Annotated in this window: 15 protein-coding genes; 10 read left to right on the top strand and 5 right to left on the bottom strand. The window is 62.9% G+C overall.

All coding sequences use genetic code 11. The annotated features are described in order from the left end of the window. Positions 1–35 precede the first annotated feature (35 nt). The 3 genes from PE067_RS11650 to PE067_RS11660 all read left to right on the top strand — a co-directional run bounded on the left by PE067_RS11650 (position 36) and on the right by PE067_RS11660 (position 3,426). Positions 36–1,340, top strand: a complete 1,305-nt coding sequence (locus PE067_RS11650) for a D-amino acid dehydrogenase (protein ID WP_276189539.1) — start codon at positions 36–38, stop codon at positions 1,338–1,340. Positions 1,341–1,554: 214 nt separating this feature from the next. Then, positions 1,555–2,337, top strand: coding sequence for a L,D-transpeptidase (locus tag PE067_RS11655; protein ID WP_276189540.1), 783 nt, complete (start codon positions 1,555–1,557; stop codon positions 2,335–2,337). A gap of 153 nt (positions 2,338–2,490) precedes the next feature. Next, the gene (locus PE067_RS11660) at positions 2,491–3,426 is read left to right on the top strand and encodes a lytic transglycosylase domain-containing protein (RefSeq protein ID WP_276189541.1); all 936 of its coding nucleotides are present in this window, start codon (positions 2,491–2,493) and stop codon (positions 3,424–3,426) included. On the opposite strand, the gene PE067_RS11665 is transcribed toward PE067_RS11660, so the two are convergent. The 3 genes from PE067_RS11665 to serB all read right to left on the bottom strand — a co-directional run bounded on the left by PE067_RS11665 (position 3,423) and on the right by serB (position 6,654). After that, complete coding sequence (locus tag PE067_RS11665) at positions 3,423–4,892, bottom strand: ABC transporter substrate-binding protein (RefSeq protein ID WP_276189542.1); 1,470 nt, start codon at positions 4,890–4,892, stop codon at positions 3,423–3,425. The two genes, PE067_RS11660 and PE067_RS11665, sit on opposite strands and share 4 nt — an antisense overlap. A gap of 72 nt (positions 4,893–4,964) precedes the next feature. Continuing rightward, positions 4,965–5,672: a phosphatidylcholine synthase gene (locus PE067_RS11670; RefSeq protein ID WP_276189543.1), complete on the bottom strand. Its 708-nt coding sequence runs from the start codon at positions 5,670–5,672 to the stop codon at positions 4,965–4,967. A gap of 106 nt (positions 5,673–5,778) precedes the next feature. After that, positions 5,779–6,654 carry a phosphoserine phosphatase SerB gene (gene serB / locus PE067_RS11675; RefSeq protein ID WP_276190017.1) on the bottom strand — a complete coding sequence of 292 codons (876 nt, stop codon included), beginning with the start codon at positions 6,652–6,654 and terminating at the stop codon, positions 5,779–5,781. Between the two features lie 202 nt (positions 6,655–6,856). Here serB and PE067_RS11680 point away from each other — a divergent pair, with 202 nt between their 5' ends. From PE067_RS11680 to hspQ, 6 genes are all read left to right on the top strand, one after another. Beyond that, the gene (locus PE067_RS11680) at positions 6,857–8,002 is read left to right on the top strand and encodes a phosphoserine transaminase (protein ID WP_276189544.1); all 1,146 of its coding nucleotides are present in this window, start codon (positions 6,857–6,859) and stop codon (positions 8,000–8,002) included. Between the two features lie 117 nt (positions 8,003–8,119). Further along, a complete protein-coding gene (serA, locus tag PE067_RS11685) occupies positions 8,120–9,709 on the top strand; it encodes a phosphoglycerate dehydrogenase (protein WP_276189545.1) in 1,590 nt (529 codons plus the stop codon). Positions 9,710–9,784: 75 nt separating this feature from the next. Further along, positions 9,785–10,330, top strand: a complete 546-nt coding sequence (locus PE067_RS11690) for a metallophosphoesterase (RefSeq protein WP_346429690.1) — start codon at positions 9,785–9,787, stop codon at positions 10,328–10,330. An 8-nt stretch (positions 10,331–10,338) separates the two neighbouring features. Next, a complete protein-coding gene (locus PE067_RS21880) occupies positions 10,339–10,512 on the top strand; it encodes a hypothetical protein (protein ID WP_346429691.1) in 174 nt (57 codons plus the stop codon). A gap of 306 nt (positions 10,513–10,818) precedes the next feature. Beyond that, positions 10,819–14,127, top strand: a complete 3,309-nt coding sequence (locus PE067_RS11695) for a Calx-beta domain-containing protein (RefSeq protein WP_276189546.1) — start codon at positions 10,819–10,821, stop codon at positions 14,125–14,127. 212 nt (positions 14,128–14,339) lie between these two features. Next, complete coding sequence (gene hspQ, locus PE067_RS11700) at positions 14,340–14,672, top strand: heat shock protein HspQ (RefSeq protein ID WP_276189547.1); 333 nt, start codon at positions 14,340–14,342, stop codon at positions 14,670–14,672. Between the two features lie 28 nt (positions 14,673–14,700). On the opposite strand, the gene PE067_RS11705 is transcribed toward hspQ, so the two are convergent. Both PE067_RS11705 and PE067_RS11710 read right to left on the bottom strand, forming a co-directional pair. Further along, on the bottom strand, positions 14,701–15,291 hold the full coding sequence (locus PE067_RS11705; RefSeq protein WP_276189548.1) for an ATP-binding protein: 591 nt from the start codon (positions 15,289–15,291) through the stop codon (positions 14,701–14,703). Then, positions 15,288–15,644, bottom strand: a complete 357-nt coding sequence (locus tag PE067_RS11710) for an STAS domain-containing protein (protein WP_276189549.1) — start codon at positions 15,642–15,644, stop codon at positions 15,288–15,290. The genes PE067_RS11705 and PE067_RS11710 overlap by 4 nt, the downstream gene beginning before the upstream one ends. Before the next feature lie 265 nt (positions 15,645–15,909). Here PE067_RS11710 and PE067_RS11715 point away from each other — a divergent pair, with 265 nt between their 5' ends. Next, positions 15,910–16,116: a hypothetical protein gene (locus PE067_RS11715; protein WP_276189550.1), complete on the top strand. Its 207-nt coding sequence runs from the start codon at positions 15,910–15,912 to the stop codon at positions 16,114–16,116. The last annotated feature ends 7 nt before the right edge of the window (positions 16,117–16,123 follow it).

A 16,123-nucleotide genomic window follows, 5' to 3' on the forward strand; every position in this document is an offset into this window, starting at 1 on the left:
GAAAGCGATCAGCCGAACAGGGGGAGCGTCGGGTCATGAAAGTCATCATTCTGGGTGCGGGCGTCATCGGGGTCACCTCGGCATGGTATCTGGCCCGCGCGGGCCATGACGTCACGGTGATCGACCGCCAGACCGGCCCCGCGCTGGAAACCAGCTTCGCCAATGCCGGAGAGATTTCGCCGGGCTATTCCTCGCCCTGGGCGGCGCCGGGCGTGCCGCAAAAGGCGATCAAATGGATGTTCCAGCGCCATGCGCCGCTGGTTCTGCAGCCGCGTTTCGACATGCAGCGCGCCAGTTGGATGGCGCAGATGCTGAAGAACTGCACCGCCTCGGCCTATGCGCTGAACAAAAGCCGGATGGTGCGTCTGGCCGAATACAGCCGCGACTGCCTGCGCGACCTGCGCATGGAAACCGGCATCCATTATGACGAACGCACGCAGGGCACCTTGCAACTGTTCCGCAGCCAGAAACAGATCGACGCGGCGGCCAAGGATATCGCGGTGCTGCAGGCCGACGGCGTCCCCTTCGAGGTGCTGGACACCGATGGCTGCGTGGCTGCCGAACCGGGGCTGGCCGCATCGCGCGACCGGATCGTCGGCGGGTTGCGCCTGCCGGGCGATGAAACCGGCGATTGCTTCAAATTCACCAACAACCTTGCCGAAATGGCGCGGGCGGCGGGCGTGACCTTTCAATGGGGCGTCGATATCCGCGCGCTGCACGCCGATGGCGGGCGGATCACCGGGGTCGAAACCGATCAGGGCATGATGAGCGCCGACCGCTATGTCGTGGCCCTAGGGTCCTATTCGCCTTTCCTTGTCCGGCATCTGGGGCTGAAACTGCCGATCTATCCGCTGAAAGGCTATTCGCTGACCATCCCGGTCGTCGATACGGATCGCGCGCCGGTGTCGACCGTCATGGATGAAACCTACAAGATCGCGATCACCCGGCTGGGCGACCGGATCCGCGTCGGCGGGTTGGCCGAAATCGCCGGTTTCGACATGCGCCTGAACCCCCGCCGCCGCGAAACGCTGGAGCTGTCGGTGGGCGATCTGTTCGGTGGCGCGGGCGATCTGCGCCGGGCGGATTTCTGGTGCGGGTTGCGCCCGATGACGCCGGACGGCACGCCCATCGTCGGTGCGACGCATCTGCCGAACCTTTACCTGAACAGCGGTCACGGCACCGCGGGCTGGACGATGGCCGCAGGCTCGGGCCGGGTGCTGGCCGATCTGATGTCGGGCCGCGCCCCGGAAATCGAATCCGAGGATCTGGGCTATGTCCGTTACACGCGCGGCACGCGGCGCAGCCATCCCGTCGCGCAGCCCCAACCGGCGCGCGCCTAGGGCAGAAGGCGGGGCAAAACGCAGCCTGTGGGCAACAGTCTTGTGACGAAAGGTGAGGCGATTCTGGGATGCTCTTGACGATTCACCGGGTTAACTGACCTTTAGCCTGCAAATCGAATCGTGCGGGGGCGCGCGCAGCCATGCTTGCCGCCTTCGCCACTGCTGCCCCGGCCGCGATGCCTGTCGCGCCGCTGCGTTACGAAGGAAGAAAAAAATGCGTACCGCCCCGCTCATGCTGATTCTGGCGTTGGGTCTGGCCGCCTGCACGGACCAGACGCCTGCCAACTCGACCACCTCGACCGTGACGACCACGCCCGCGATCTATCAGGCCCGTGTCGATCAGGGGCCGAATGGCGAACCGATCACGATCCCCGCCATCCGCCCCGCTTATCTGAGCGAACGCAACATGCGTCAGCGCGTGGCCTATAACGGCCCCGAGGCACCCGGTTCGATCGTTGTCGATCCCTATTCGCGTTTCCTCTATCACGTCATGCCCAATGGCGAGGCGATGCGCTACAGCGTCGCCGTCGGCCGTGCGGGCAAGGGTTTCGCGGGCGAGGCGACGATTCAGCGCAAGGCGGCATGGCCGTCCTGGACCCCCACCGCCAATATGGTGCGGACCGAACCCGAGCTGTATGGTCATCTGGCGGGCGGCGTGAAAGGCGGCGCCGACAATCCGTTGGGCTCGCGCGCGCTGTATCTGTATCAGGGCAGCGCCGATACGATGTATCGCATCCATGGCACGATGGACCCCAGTTCCATCGGCAAGGCGACCTCGGCCGGTTGTATCCGCCTGTTCAACCAGGACGTGATGGACCTGTTCAACGAGGTGCCGCGCGGCACCTATGTCAAGGTCCGCTCGGCCGCCGAAAGCCGCATGTATGAGGGCGAACTGGTCGAGACGCCGGATGGCTACATGGTTTCGCCCGCCGAATATCAGGCCCAGCAGGCCGCGCTGGCAGAACGTCAGGCGGCAGCCGCCGCGCGCAAACGCTAAGCGGCCCTGCCCTGACAACGACAGTTGCGCGCCCTGGCCAGTCCGGGGCGCGTTTTCCATTGGCGGGACGGTTTGCAAAGCGCGCGGGCTTTGCTATCCCTTGCCCGCGCTGATGTTGATACCCGCCCTTTCCCTGTTCCGGTTTCCGCCACGATGCGACGTTTTCTGTTGGCTGCCCTGATTGCCCTCACCGCTGTGCCGGCTTTCGCCGCGCCGGTTTCCGCGCGCGAAGCGGCCGATGCCGGACCGGCAACCCCGACCGCTGCCGCCGAAAGCGCGGACCGGCGCTGCACCGCTGACGGGCGGGTCTGCATCGCGCTGGCCAACTATGTCCCCGATGTCTGCCGCGCCATCGAGCTGGCCTCGGCCCAGCATGGCATCGACCCGCATTTTCTGGCGCGGCTGCTGTGGAAGGAAAGCCTGTTCGAGGCGGGTGCGATCAGCCCGGCGGGCGCGCAGGGGATCGCGCAATTCATGCCCGGCACGGCCGATATCGTCGGGCTGGACGATCCCTTCAACCCGGCGAAATCCATCGACATCTCGGCCCGCTACCTGCGCCAGTTGACCGATGGTTTCGGCAATATCGGGCTGGCCGCCGTCGCCTATAACGGCGGCGAAAACCGCGCCGCCCGCTACAAGCAGCAGGGCGGCAGGCTGCCTTGGGAAACGCTGGATTACGTCGAGGCGATCACCGGCCATTCCGCCGATGTCTGGCGGCTTGAACCGCCCGATGCCGACAAGCTGGACCTGCGTCTGGACAAGGACAAGGAATTCTTTCCCGCCTGTGTCACGCTGGCCGGCAACCGCACGATCCGCGAATTCCAGACCCCGCAACGCGCATGGCCCTGGGGCGTGATCGTCGCCTCGCATCCCAGCAGGGCGGGGGTGAACCAGCAGATCACGCGGCTGAACCGCCAGTTGCGCCCGATTCTGGGCGGCAAACGGGTCAGCTATCTGCAACGCCGCCTGTCGGCCGGCGGGCGGCGCGTCTATACCGCCCAGATCGGCTACGAAACCCGCAACGAGGCGCTGGCCTTTTGCAACCGGCTGAAATCCTTGGGTGGCCGCTGTCTGGTGCTGAAGAATTAATCCTGCCAGCGCAGCCCGGCCAGATCATTGGCGGGCATCGGGGCGTCCTGCCACAGCCCCTGCAACCCGGCATCGGCAACGCCGACCTTTGGCAGTTGGAACAGCCAGCCATTGACGTAATCCGCCGCGATCAGTTCCTGCGCCTGACGCAGCAAGGCGCTGCGTTCGTCGGGATCGACGGTGGCTTTCAGTTGCGCCATGACCTGCTGAAATTCGGGGCGGGCGTAGTGGAAATAATAATCCTCGCGGGCGTAGATGCCGATATCCATCGGCTCGACATGGCTGATGATCGTCAGGTCGAAATCACCGCCCTTGAACACGGTTTCCAGCCATTGCGCCCATTCCATATTGGTGATCGCGGTCCGGATGCCGACCGCGCGCAACTGCGCCGCGATGATTTCGCCGCCGCGCCGGGCATAGGGCGGGGGCGGCAGCGCCAGCCGCAGGTTCAGGTCTGATGCGCCCGCCTCGGCCAGCAGCTTTTTCGACAGTTCGGGGTCGTAAGCGGACAGGCCGGTCAGGTCGACATAATCGGGATGCATCGGCGCGAAATGCGTGCCGATGGGCGTGGCGACTCCGAACATCGCGCCGTCGATCACGTCCTGCCGGTTGATCGCATGGCTGATCGCCTGCCGGATGCGGATATCGTCCAGCGGCTTTTGCGCGTTGTTCATGGCCAGGATCGTTTCGCCTTCGGTCGTGCCGATGATGACCTTGAAACGCGGGTCCGATTCGATCTGGGGCAGGGTTTCGACGGCGGGATAGTTCGGAAAGGCATCGACATCGCCCGCCATGATCGCGGCAAAGGCCGCCGTCGGATCGGCGATGAAACGAAAGGTGGCATTGGTGATCGCGGGCGTGTCGCCCCAGTAGTCCGCGAACGCCTCCAGCCGGATGCTGTCGCCCTGCCGCCAGCCCGCCAGCCGATAGGGGCCGGTGCCGATGGGGGCGGTCGCGGCCTGATCCGCGCTGGCCGGGTCCGAGATCACCGCATCGCCCCGAGCCATGTTATAGGCAAAGCCGCCATCGGGCGCGTTCAGCGTGACGCGGACGGTCCGGGGGTCGATGGCCTCGACCGTTTCGATGCCCTGGAACAGTTCCTTTTGCGCGTTGGTGCTGTTTTCGGCGCGGGCGCGGTCCAGCGTGAACACCACATCCGATGCGTCAAAGGCGCTGCCGTCGTGAAAGCTGACGCCTTCGCGCAGGTGAAAGACATAGGTGCGGCCGTCATCCAGCACCTCCCATGAAGTGGCCAGCGCGGGCTGGACCGCGCCATCGGCCGCGATGCGGGTCAGGCCCTGAAAGATGTTGCCATAGGTGATTTCATCCACCGCCGCCGCCGCCCCCGATGTCGGGTCAAGGTTTGGCGGCTCCAGCACCATGCCGATCGTCACATCGTCGCGTGCCTGTGCCAGACCGGCGGTCAGAGCCAGCAGCGCGGTCGAAAGGGTAAGGCGAAAGATCATCTGTGTCCCCCGGGTGAGCGCCCGTATGCGGGGCCTGTGTCGCGGGCATATTTCAGCGCAAATGCGCCGGGATCAAGCTTTGGGTTCGGTCAGTTGCTGCACGAAGCCCGCGCACATCAGCCATAGCGAGGTGATGATCAGCCCCCAATGCGCCCAGCTTTCGGGGTGGAAATCGACAAAGGTCGCCCAACCGGCAAAGAACACCCAACCCGCCGTCATCGGCAGCGAAATCGCGCGCCAGCGTTTGGTGCGGACCGGGTGGATGAACTTGATATTGGTGAACATCGCATAGGTCAGGATCACGACCACCGCCAGGCTGACCCACCATGCGGGTTGCAGCGCGAACAGCACCAGCACCACCATGTTCCAGCAGCCGGGAAAGCCCGCGAATGAAAAATCACGGGTTTTCATGCGGGTATCAACGAAATACAGGACCGATCCATAGACGATCACGATAATCGCGAACCACCCCGTCCAGCCCGGCAACAGCCCCGACCCGAACAGGGCAAAGGCCGGGATGAAGACATAGGTCAGATAGTCGATGATCAGGTCCATCAACACGCCGTCATAGGTCGGCCAGTGTTTCTTGACCCCGTAAAGCCGCGCCAGCGGGCCGTCGATGCCATCGACGATCAGCGCGATCAGCAGCCAGAAAAACATCTGCGACCATTCGCCCTGGACCGCGGCCAGAATGGCAAGCATCGACCAGATCGCGCCGGTGGCGGTCAGCAGGTGGACGGACAGGGCTTTGATGCGCGGCGTTTTGATAAGGGGACTCATGGCCGCCGTTACTGTCACCGAATCGACGCATCCGCAAGAATTGTCTGGGGCTGACAGAAGGAAAGCGGCAAATGCGCGGTATTTTTACCCGATTCACGCGGCGGATTCAGATCAGGAATTCGTCGCGGCCATAGCCTTGCAGATATAAAAGCGCCGTCAGATCGCCATGATTGACCCGGATGCTGACCTGTGCCGCGACCGATGGCTTGGCATGCAGCGCAACCCTCGTCCCGGCAAGCTGCAACATGCCCAGATCATTCGCGCCGTCGCCCACCGCAATCGCATCCTGCGGCGTCAGGCCGCGTGCGGCGGCGATGTCATGCAGGGCCTCGACCTTGGCCTCGCGGCCCAGAACCGGCAGGCCGACATGGCCGGTCAGCACGCCGTCATCGGACAAAAGCGTGTTGGCGCGGTCTTCGTCAAAGCCCAGCATTTTCGCGACCGGGCCGGTGAATTCCAGAAACCCGCCGGACACCAGCGCCGCATAGGCGCCCTGTCCGCGCATCGTCGCGACCAGTTCGCGCCCGCCGGGGGCCAGCGTGATGCGTTCCGCCAGCACCTGCGCAATCACCGATTCGTTCAGCCCGGCCAGCAGGCCGACACGCTCGATCAGGGCCTCGTGGAAATTCAGCTCTCCGTTCATGGCGCGGGCGGTGATGGCGGCGACCCGTTCGCCGACACCGGCGAAATCGGCCAGTTCGTCGATGCATTCCTGCTGGATCATGGTCGAATCCATATCGGCGATCAGGATCGCCTTGCGCCGCGTGGCGGTCGGCTGGATGGCCATGTCAAAGCCAAGGGCCTGCATGTTTTCCCATTCCTGCCAGAAATCGCCGGGGATCTGGTCGACGGGGAATTCTGCAGCGATTCCAGGGGCAAGCCAGATCGTATGGCCACCCTGCCAGCGGTCGCGCAAAGCGTCGATGATGCTGTCGGAAAGATCGGCGCGCGTCGGCGCGGCCAGAAGCGTGATGGTCTGCACGGCGGTTTCCCCAAGGCTGGACGGGCGGGCTGGTCGCGCCATTCGGTAGACCAGCCGTGGCAATTTCGCCAGTGCAAAGGTGGCGCGGAAAGAAAGTCGAAAGCGACCCATTTTCGCTCTTGCGCGACTCGGACCTTGGGTCTAGTGCGGTCAGCGGGACACCTCGCCCCAACGCGAGGCTATATACCTGGAAGGGTAGAACATGACTGCACAAGCACCGGCAACGCGGCCGGCGAATCCGCGTTTTTCCTCGGGCCCCTGCGCCAAAATCCCCGCATTTGATCTGAACATGCTTTCCGACGCGCCTTTGGGCCGCTCGCATCGTTCCGCTGTGGGCAAGGCAAAGCTGGCCGAGGCGATTGATCTGACCCGTGACATTCTGGGCGTGCCCGCGGATTACCGCATCGGCATCGTGCCCGCGTCGGATACCGGCGCCGTCGAAATGGCCCTGTGGTCGCTGCTGGGCGCGCGGCCTGTGGAAATGCTGGCCTGGGAAAGCTTTGGCGAAGGCTGGGTCACCGATGTCGTCAAGCAGCTGAAGCTGGACGCGGTGGTGCGCAAGGCCCCCTATGGCGAGATCGTCGATTTCGCGCAGGTCGATTTCGCGCGTGATGTGGTGTTCACCTGGAACGGCACGACCTCGGGCGTGCGGGTGCCGAATGGCGATGTGATCCCGGCGGACCGTCAGGGGCTGACCATCTGCGACGCGACCAGCGCGGCATTCGCGATGGATCTGCCCTTTGACAAGCTGGATGTGGTGACCTTCAGCTGGCAGAAGGTTCTGGGCGGCGAGGGCGCGCATGGCGTCCTGATCCTGTCGCCCCGCGCGGTCGAGCGGCTGGAGACTTATACCCCGGCATGGCCGCTGCCCAAGATTTTCCGCATGACCAAGGGCGGCAAGCTGATCGAGGGGATTTTCAAGGGCGAGACGATCAACACGCCTTCGATGCTGTGCGTCGAAGATTATCTGGTCGCGCTGAAATGGGCGCAGGCCCTGGGCGGGAAAGAGGCGCTGTTTGCGCGGTCGAACGCCAATGCGGCGGCGGTGCGCGATTTCATCGCGGACAGGGATTGGATTGCGGATCTGGCGGTGGACCCGGCGACGGCCTCGAACACTTCGGTCTGCGTGCGGTTCACGGATGCGCGGATCAAGGATGGCGCGGCTTTTGCCAAGACGGTCGCCAAGCGGCTGGAGAAGGAAGGCGTGGCGCTGGATGCCGGTGCCTATCGCGATGCGCCTGCCGGTCTGCGGATCTGGTGCGGTGCGACGGTGGAAACGTCCGATGTCGTGGCGCTGATGCCCTGGATCGAATGGGCCTTCAACGCCGAGATCGCGGCGCAGGCCTGATTTTTCCGTCCCGGCCGTGGCCGGGGGCGCTGCCCTCGGACCCCCGGGGTATTTCAGTGATGAAGAAGGGATGACGGGTTGGCCCGGTCGGTCCCGCATATCCAGAGGATAGAGAAGATGCCCAAGGTTCTTGTTTCGGACAAGCTTTCGGAAACCGCCGTCCAGATTTTCCGTGATCGCGGGGTTGATGTCGATTACCTGCCGGATGTCGGCAAGGACAAGGAAAAGCTGGCCGAGATCATCGGTCAATATGACGGTCTGGCCATTCGTTCGGCGACCAAGGTGACCGAGAAGCTGTTGGCCAATGCGACCAATCTGAAGGTGATCGCGCGGGCCGGGATCGGGGTGGATAACGTCGATATTCCGGCAGCTTCGCGCAAGGGTGTGATCGTGATGAACACGCCGTTCGGCAACAGCGTCACCACCGCCGAACATGCGATTGCGATGATGTTTGCCGTGGCGCGGCAATTGCCCGAGGCCAGCGCCAGCACCCGCGAGGGAAAGTGGGAAAAGAACCGCTTTATGGGCGTCGAGGTTTTCAACAAGACGCTTGGCGTGATCGGTGCGGGCAATATCGGGTCGATCGTCATCGACCGTGCGCTTGGGCTGCGGATGAAGGTTCTGGCCTATGACCCCTTTCTGTCGGAAGAGCGGGCGACCGAGCTGGGCGTGAAGAAGGTCGAGCTGGACGAGTTGCTGGGCAAGGCGGATTTCATCACCTTTCATGTGCCGCTGACCGAAAAGACCCGCAACATCCTGTCGCGCGAGGCGATTGCCAGGCTGAAGCCCGGCGTGCGCGTCATCAACTGTGCCCGTGGCGGGCTGGTCGATGAGGAGGCGCTGGCCGAGGCCTTGAAGGAGGGTCGGGTGGCCGGCGCGGCCTTTGACGTCTTTGCGGTCGAGCCTGCCACGGATTCGCCGCTGTTCGGCCTGCCGAATGTCGTCGTGACGCCGCATCTGGGTGCCTCGACCAATGAGGCGCAGGAAAATGTCGCCTTGCAGGTGGCGGAACAGATGTCGGATTACCTGCTGACCGGGGCGGTGCAGAACGCGCTGAACATGCCTTCGGTCACGGCGGAGGAAGCGGCGGTCATGGGGCCGTGGATCAAGCTGGCCAGCCATCTGGGCAGCTTTGTCGGGCAGATGACCGATGAGCCGATCAAGGCCATCAACATCCTGTATGACGGTGTCGCCGCGACGATGAACCTGAATGCGCTGAACGCGGCGGTGATCGCGGGTCTGATGAAGGCCTCGAACCCTGACATGAACATGGTGTCAGCCCCGGTTGCCGCGAAAGAGCGCGGCATCCAGATCGCGACCACGCATCAGGACAAGCAGGGGATTTTCGACGGCTACATCAAGGTCACCGTCGTCACGGACGCGCGTGAGCGGTCGATTGCGGGCACGGTTTTTTCGGATGGCAAGCCGCGTTTCATCCAGATCCGCGGAATCAATGTCGATGCCGAGATCGGGGCGCATATGCTGTATACCCGCAACAAGGACGTGCCGGGCGTGATCGGTGCGCTTGGGATGACCCTGGGCGATCTGGGCGTGAACATCGCGAACTTTACCCTTGGCCGGTCCAAGGCCGGGGATGATGCCATCGCGATCCTGTATCTGGACGAGCCGATTGCCGAAAGCGCGCTGGCCGCGTTGTCGGCGACCGGCAAGTTCCTGCAGGTCCGGCCGATGCAGTTCGAGGTCTGATCGGCCCCGAAGCTGCTTGACCCGAAGTTCGACCCCGGCCACCAATGGCCGGGGTTTTCGATCCAGGAGAGCGGGATGACCATCCATGCCATCGGCGACATTCACGGAGAGCTGGACAAGCTGCGCGATCTTCATGCCCGGATCGAGGCGCGGGCCGGTCGTGATGCGCAGATCGTCCATGTCGGCGACCTGATCGACCGGGGGCCGGATTCGCGCGGTGTCGTCGAATATCTGCGCGAAGGGCAGGCGCGGGGGCGGAACTGGATGGTGCTGCGCGGCAATCATGACCGCTTTCTGCCGCGCTTTCTGGAAAATCCGGAATGGGTCGATCCGGCGCTGAGCCATCCGCTGACATGGCCGGTACATCACGGGTTGGGCGCGGCGGCGACACTGGCGAAGCTATGGCATCTCGCCCGATCAGACGCTGGCCCAGACCCATGCCGAGGCCCTGCGCCGCGTGCCTGCCGAACATGCCGAATGGCTGGCCGCGCTGCCTTTGTGGTATCTGCAGCCGCAGGCGCTTTTCGTCCATGCCGGCGTGCGGCCGGGGGTCGATCTGGCCGATCAGGACGAACAGGATCTGGTCTGGATCCGGCGCGAATTCCTGGAGATCGCCGCTAGATCATGGCGTGCTGGTCGTTCACGGCCATACCCCGGTCGGCGCGGTCGAGCATCACGGCAACCGGCTGGCCATCGACACCGGCGCGGTCTTTGGCAGGCAGTTGACGGCGGTCGAGATTTCGGATCGTGGCATTGCGGTTTTGGGGCCGGATGGCGCGGTTGCGGTCGAGGTATTGCCTTGACGCGCTGATGCGCGATCTGTCGGTATCTGGCGGTTCGCATTGATGCCGATTTCAGGTTTTTTACCCATTTTCTGCGTTATTCATTTGGAAATCCCGAAGATTTACCTTCAAGGCATTGCAATCAATGTGCCGCGAAATCCTGGCTGACGACAGCCGGAATGGATGCGGAAAGCCTCGGGCACTGGCGAAAAGGACAGGCATAAACCCTGAAAGATTTGTTGTTTTGACACAGGGTTTTGCGCAAATGGACAAAGCCGGTGGAATTTTGCCGATTCCCGTTTTTGCGTTCATCCAAAGGAGAGTCCCATGCCAGATCCCATTCTGACAATCGAAGGCGGCCGTGCCACCGAAGGCGGTTATATCGACTTTGTTTTGCGACTGTCCGAGCCGGCTTTGGATGCCGTGACGGTGAATTTCAACACATTGTCCGGGACCGGCGAACGGGGCGTGGATGTTTATGGCTCCAGCTCTTATCCGCTGGCGGGGACCGTTACCTTTACCCCCGGCCAGACTACCGCAACCCTGCGTATTCGCGCCGACAGTGAAAGTCAGGATGAGATGGATGAAAGCGTCCATCTGGAACTGAGCAATCCCAATGGCGCGCGTTTCGAAGGCCTGAACACCAGTATTTCCGCTGTGGGATGGGTTCTGGACAATGACGGTCCGGGCAATAACCACGCCATCGAGGTTTCCAATCCGATCGTGGTCGAGGGCACGGGGCAGGCGCTTTTCACCATCAGCCTGTCGCAACCCTATGCCGAGGATCGCAGCTTTACCTATCGCACCCATGATGGCAGCGCCGTGGCGGGGTCGGATTATGTCGCGCGGACCGGAACCGTGACATTCCTGGCCGGCCAGACCGAAGCTGTCGTTGCCGTCAACATCGTCAACAACAATATCGCCGAAGCGACCGAGAATTTCTTTCTTTCGGTCGAAGGGGCGCATGGCGTGGCCGGAGCGACGGGCACGGCGCGCATTCAGGACACCGACGGCCCGCAGCCGATCCTGTCCATCGAAGGCGGTTATGCGACCGAGGGCGGTTATATTCCCTTTACCATCCGTCTTTCGCAACCTGCGACCGATGCGGTTACGGTCGATTTCGACACCCTGTCGGGCGCGGCCGAGCAGGGCGTCGACGTATACGGCTCAAGCTCCTATCCGTTGAACGGCACAATCGTCTTTCAGCCGGGGCAGACCGTCCGCACGATCTATATCAGGTCCGACAGTGAAAGCGTGGATGAAATGGACGAGGATTTCACCGTCCATCTGACCAATCCCACGAATGCCGGATTTGGCAATGGCAATCATACGATCAGCGCCACGGGCTGGGTTCTGGACAATGACGGTCCGACGAACAACCGCGCCATTTCGGTGTCCAGCCCCGTCGTCGTCGAAGAAGCGGGGCAGGCGGTTTTCACCATCAGCCTGTCGCAACCCTATACGGATGACCGGACCTTTACCTTTCAGACGCAGGATGGCAGCGCGCGGGCCGGATCGGATTATGTCGCCCGCACCGGGACGGTCACCTTTCTGGCCGGGCAGACCGAGGCTGTGGTTCGTGCCAATCTGATCAATGACAATATTGCCGAGGCGGCTGAAAGCTTCGGCCTGATCGTGACCGGGGCGCATGGTGTTGCGGGGGCCGCGGGCACGGCGCGGATTCAGGATACCGATGACAGCCTGCCCGTGCTTTCCATCGAAGGCGGGCGCGCGACCGAAGGGGGCTATATCCCCTTTGTCATCCGGCTGTCCCAACCGGCCAGCGATGCCGTGACGGTGAGTTTCGACACATTGTCCGGCACGGCCGAGCGTGGCAGCGATGTCTATTCTTCCAGCTCTTATCCCTTGTCGGGGACCATTACCTTCCAGCCCGGACAGACCGAACGGACGATCTATATCCGCTCTGACAGCGACAGCATCGACGAAATCGACGAAAGCTTTTTCGTCGAGCTGCGCAACCCTTCGGGGGCGACATTCGGCAATGGCAACCAGCGGCTGGTCGCCACGGGCTGGGTTCTGGACAATGACGGGCCGGGGATCAACCGCAGCATCGCGGTGTCAGATGCCGATGTTCGCGAAGGGCCGGGCGGTCGCGTTGCGGTCTTTGTCGTCGAACTGTCGCAGGCTGCGACGACGGCCGTGACGGTCAGCTATGAAACCGTCGCGGGCACGGCGCTTGCCGGGTCGGATTTCACGGCCTCGCGCGGCACTATCACCTTTCAGCCGGGCCAGACCCGGATCGAGATTCCCGTCGCAATCACCTATGATCTGCAGCTTGAGGATACCGAGCGGTTCTATCTGCGCGTCGCACCGCCCTTTCCGGCAGAGATTTCCTCGCGCACCACGATCGCGACGGGAACGGGGACGATCCATGACGGGACGCTGCGCGGCACCGCGGGCCATGACGTGCTGACCGGCACCGCCATTGGCGAGCGGATCGAGGGGTTCGCGGGCAATGACCATCTGCGCGGGATGGGGGGCAGTGACATCCTGTCCGGCGGTGCGGGCAATGATACGCTGGACGGGGGCGCCGGGGCCGACCGGTTGATCGGCGGTGCGGGCAATGACGTCTATATCGTCGATGCGCAGGACACCATCGTCGAGGTCGCGGGCGGTGGGGTCGATACCGTGCGGGCCGCGCACAGCTATCAACTGACGGCTCACGTCGAAAACCTGGTGCTGATCGGTGCGGGCAATATCAACGGCACCGGCAATTCCGCCGCCAACTGGCTGTATGGCAATGCCGGGCGCAATATTCTGGCGGGTCTTGGCGGCAATGACACCTATGTCATCGGCGCAGGCGACATTGTCCGCGAAGTTGCGAACCAGGGTCATGATACCGTCCGGGCCAATTTTTCCTATACGCTGACCGCGAATGTCGAGGCGCTGGTCCTGCTGGGCAATGGCCACCTGACCGGCACCGGCAACGGACTGGGCAACAACCTGACCGGCAATGCGGGCAATAACCGGCTGAGCGGTCTTGGCGGCAATGATACGCTGATCGGTGCCGGCGGGCATGACACGCTCTTGGGCGGGAATGGCAATGACCTGCTGAACGGCGGCGTCGGCAACGATGTCCTGAACGGCGGCAACGGTCATGATTCCCTGTTGGGCGGGGCGGGCAATGACCAGTTGCTGGGGCTGGCGGGTAATGACGTGCTGAACGGTGGTGCGGGTCATGACACGCTGAACGGCGGGATCGGCAACGACATCCTGACCGGGGCCGGGGGCAATGACCGGCTGATCGGCGGTGCCGGTGTCGACCGGCTGATCGGTGGCGCGGGCACGGATATCATGACCGGCGGCGCGGATCGCGATGTCTTTGTCTTTACCGCGATTTCGGACAGCCGGCCCGGTGTTGCGCGCGACCGCATCACCGATTTTCAGGTCGGGGTGGATGATATCGACCTGCGCCAGATCGACGCCAATGCGCGTTTGGGCGGGAATCAGGACTTCAGCTTTTCGGGGATGCAGGCGCAGGCCCATTCGGTCTGGTATATGCAGGCGGGTGCAGATCTTGTGGTGCGGGCCGATGTGACGGGCGACCGCATTGCCGATTTCGAACTGCTGCTGACCGGCGTGTCGCGACTGACGGCGGCGGATTTCCTGCTGTAAGGGGCATTGCCAGCCCGACCGGCGCAGCGATGAGGCCGATGGCCGGGGCAACCCGCAACTTTGGTATGAATAACGCCCCGGCCCATGCTTTGGCCGGGGCGTTTTCATCGCCGTTGCGCAACGGATTTGTGTCGGTGTGCCCCTGAACGGTGCAATATGGTGGACAATCCGACCGCTGCGAAGTATCTCCGCACCACCTGAAAATGATGAACATGCAGCCGACGTTGAAAATCGCGAAATACAATCTGGGTCAGATCGTGCGGCACCGGGAACATCCGTTCCGCGGGGTGGTGTTTGATGTCGATCCGGAATTCGCGAACACCGAGGAATGGTATGAATCCATCCCCGAAGAGGCGCGTCCGGCCCGCAATCAGCCCTTTTACCATCTCTATGCGGAAACCGAGGCGACCTATTACGTCGCATATGTTTCCGAACAGAATCTGGTGCCCGATTCTTCGGGCGAGCCGCTGGAACACCCCGAGGTCACCGCGATGTTCGGTGAGTTTGAAGACGGCCGCTATCCGCTGCATCTGCACCTGAACTGATTCTTGCCATGGTGCCCGGGGCTGTCCGTCAGGACAGCGCCAGTTGCGCGGGGGCGCGGCCCGGATCGCTGTCCTGATCGGGCACGGTAAAGGCCAGCACATTGCGACGGTCTTCCCGGATGTAGCGAATCGAATGGGTCAGCCCCTGGATCAGGGACCAGCCGAAACCGCCTTCGGGCAGTTCGGCGACCAGCCCGGCATCCAGTTGGCGGCCGCGCATTTCGATCTGGTAATCCGGGCCGCGCAGGCAGGAATCGGGCAGCGGCACGCCGTCATCGGTCACCGCGCAGATCAGCCCGTTGTCCTGACGGATCACGCATAGATGGATCAACGGCACGTCGCGCGTCCCTGCGCCATCCGGCCGGTCTGAAAATTCGGTCCGGGCCGGGATCGACATGATTTGGACGCCATGTTCGCAGATGTTGTTCAGAACCTCGGCCAATGCCAGTTCCAGACGGCCGATGACATCATCATCCGCATAGGGCTGAAACCGTCCCTTCAGCTCCATCAGGGCGGATCGGATCGCCGAACTGTCGGCGCGAAAGACGCGATGAAACATCGGTTGGCGCCGAAAGTCCTGACGCAGCGCCCCCCGTGAAAAAGAGATGATCCCCCTCATTCCTTGTCACCTTCCTGCGTGGGTTGCTGCGGTGCGTTGCCGTCGGCATTGGGACGGATGTCGAACACCAGATCCATCCGCGTCAGCCTGAAGACCCGTTCGACATTCGGCGTCAGCCCGGTCAACTCCAGCTTGCGGCCTTGCGGCATTGATTTCAGCACCGCGATCACGGCGCCAAGGCCCGAACTGTCCATGAAATTGACATTGCGCAGGTCCAGCATCACCAACCCTTTGGCCTGAGGGGTGATTTCGCGCATACGGTCCTTGAATGCCGTTGCGATTGCCGCATCCAGACGGGGTTCTTCAACCTCGACCAGATGATATTCGCGCAAAGGGACGACCTTCAGTTTCATTGGTGATCCTAAATCAATTCTGTTCCCGGGCCACGATATCCAAAAAGGATTACCGGATCGTAAGCACAATCTGACCTTTCCGGCAGGTGCGGATCTTGTTTGCCTAATGTGTTGTAATGGAATATGAAAATATCTGTTTCGACGCTCTGATTGGCCTCGGGCAAATGTATCAAGTTTTATATGTCATCTGAATTTCATCCGGCCGGGATATGCGGCGGCGCTTTGCACCGCGCTGCACCAGCGCCTGATCCGGGACGGGGCAGCCATGGCAGGGGATGTCGTGGCCCATCTGCGCGGGCATGGCCTGAAGGGTCCGGGGCTGGTGGCGCAATTGGTCGTCACGCGCGACGGCCGACGCTACGCAACGCCAGAGATGACGTTGACGGTCATGGATCGCGGGGCCATACCCCGGACCCAGTTGCGCCGCTTTGCCGATGACCTGATCGCCGGGCTGGCGCCATCCAAAGATTGACGTGTGG

Origin of the sequence: Paracoccus sp. DMF-8 (assembly GCF_029309835.1) — a bacterium.
GTDB lineage: Bacteria > Pseudomonadota > Alphaproteobacteria > Rhodobacterales > Rhodobacteraceae > Paracoccus.

Excerpts from the sequence above, each read along its gene's own strand:
- PE067_RS11650 (WP_276189539.1), top strand. The coding sequence starts at position 36 with ATGAAAGTCATCATTCTGGGTGCGGGCGTCATCGGGGTCACCTCGGCA.
- PE067_RS11655 (WP_276189540.1), top strand. The coding sequence starts at position 1,555 with ATGCGTACCGCCCCGCTCATGCTGATTCTGGCGTTGGGTCTGGCCGCC.
- PE067_RS11660 (WP_276189541.1), top strand. The coding sequence starts at position 2,491 with ATGCGACGTTTTCTGTTGGCTGCCCTGATTGCCCTCACCGCTGTGCCG.
- PE067_RS11665 (WP_276189542.1), bottom strand. The coding sequence starts at position 4,892 with ATGATCTTTCGCCTTACCCTTTCGACCGCGCTGCTGGCTCTGACCGCC.
- PE067_RS11670 (WP_276189543.1), bottom strand. The coding sequence starts at position 5,672 with ATGAGTCCCCTTATCAAAACGCCGCGCATCAAAGCCCTGTCCGTCCAC.
- PE067_RS11680 (WP_276189544.1), top strand. The coding sequence starts at position 6,857 with ATGACTGCACAAGCACCGGCAACGCGGCCGGCGAATCCGCGTTTTTCC.
- serA (WP_276189545.1), top strand. The coding sequence starts at position 8,120 with ATGCCCAAGGTTCTTGTTTCGGACAAGCTTTCGGAAACCGCCGTCCAG.
- PE067_RS11690 (WP_346429690.1), top strand. The coding sequence starts at position 9,785 with ATGACCATCCATGCCATCGGCGACATTCACGGAGAGCTGGACAAGCTG.
- PE067_RS11695 (WP_276189546.1), top strand. The coding sequence starts at position 10,819 with ATGCCAGATCCCATTCTGACAATCGAAGGCGGCCGTGCCACCGAAGGC.
- hspQ (WP_276189547.1), top strand. The coding sequence starts at position 14,340 with ATGCAGCCGACGTTGAAAATCGCGAAATACAATCTGGGTCAGATCGTG.
- PE067_RS11705 (WP_276189548.1), bottom strand. The coding sequence starts at position 15,291 with ATGAGGGGGATCATCTCTTTTTCACGGGGGGCGCTGCGTCAGGACTTT.
- PE067_RS11710 (WP_276189549.1), bottom strand. The coding sequence starts at position 15,644 with ATGAAACTGAAGGTCGTCCCTTTGCGCGAATATCATCTGGTCGAGGTT.
- PE067_RS11715 (WP_276189550.1), top strand. The coding sequence starts at position 15,910 with ATGGCAGGGGATGTCGTGGCCCATCTGCGCGGGCATGGCCTGAAGGGT.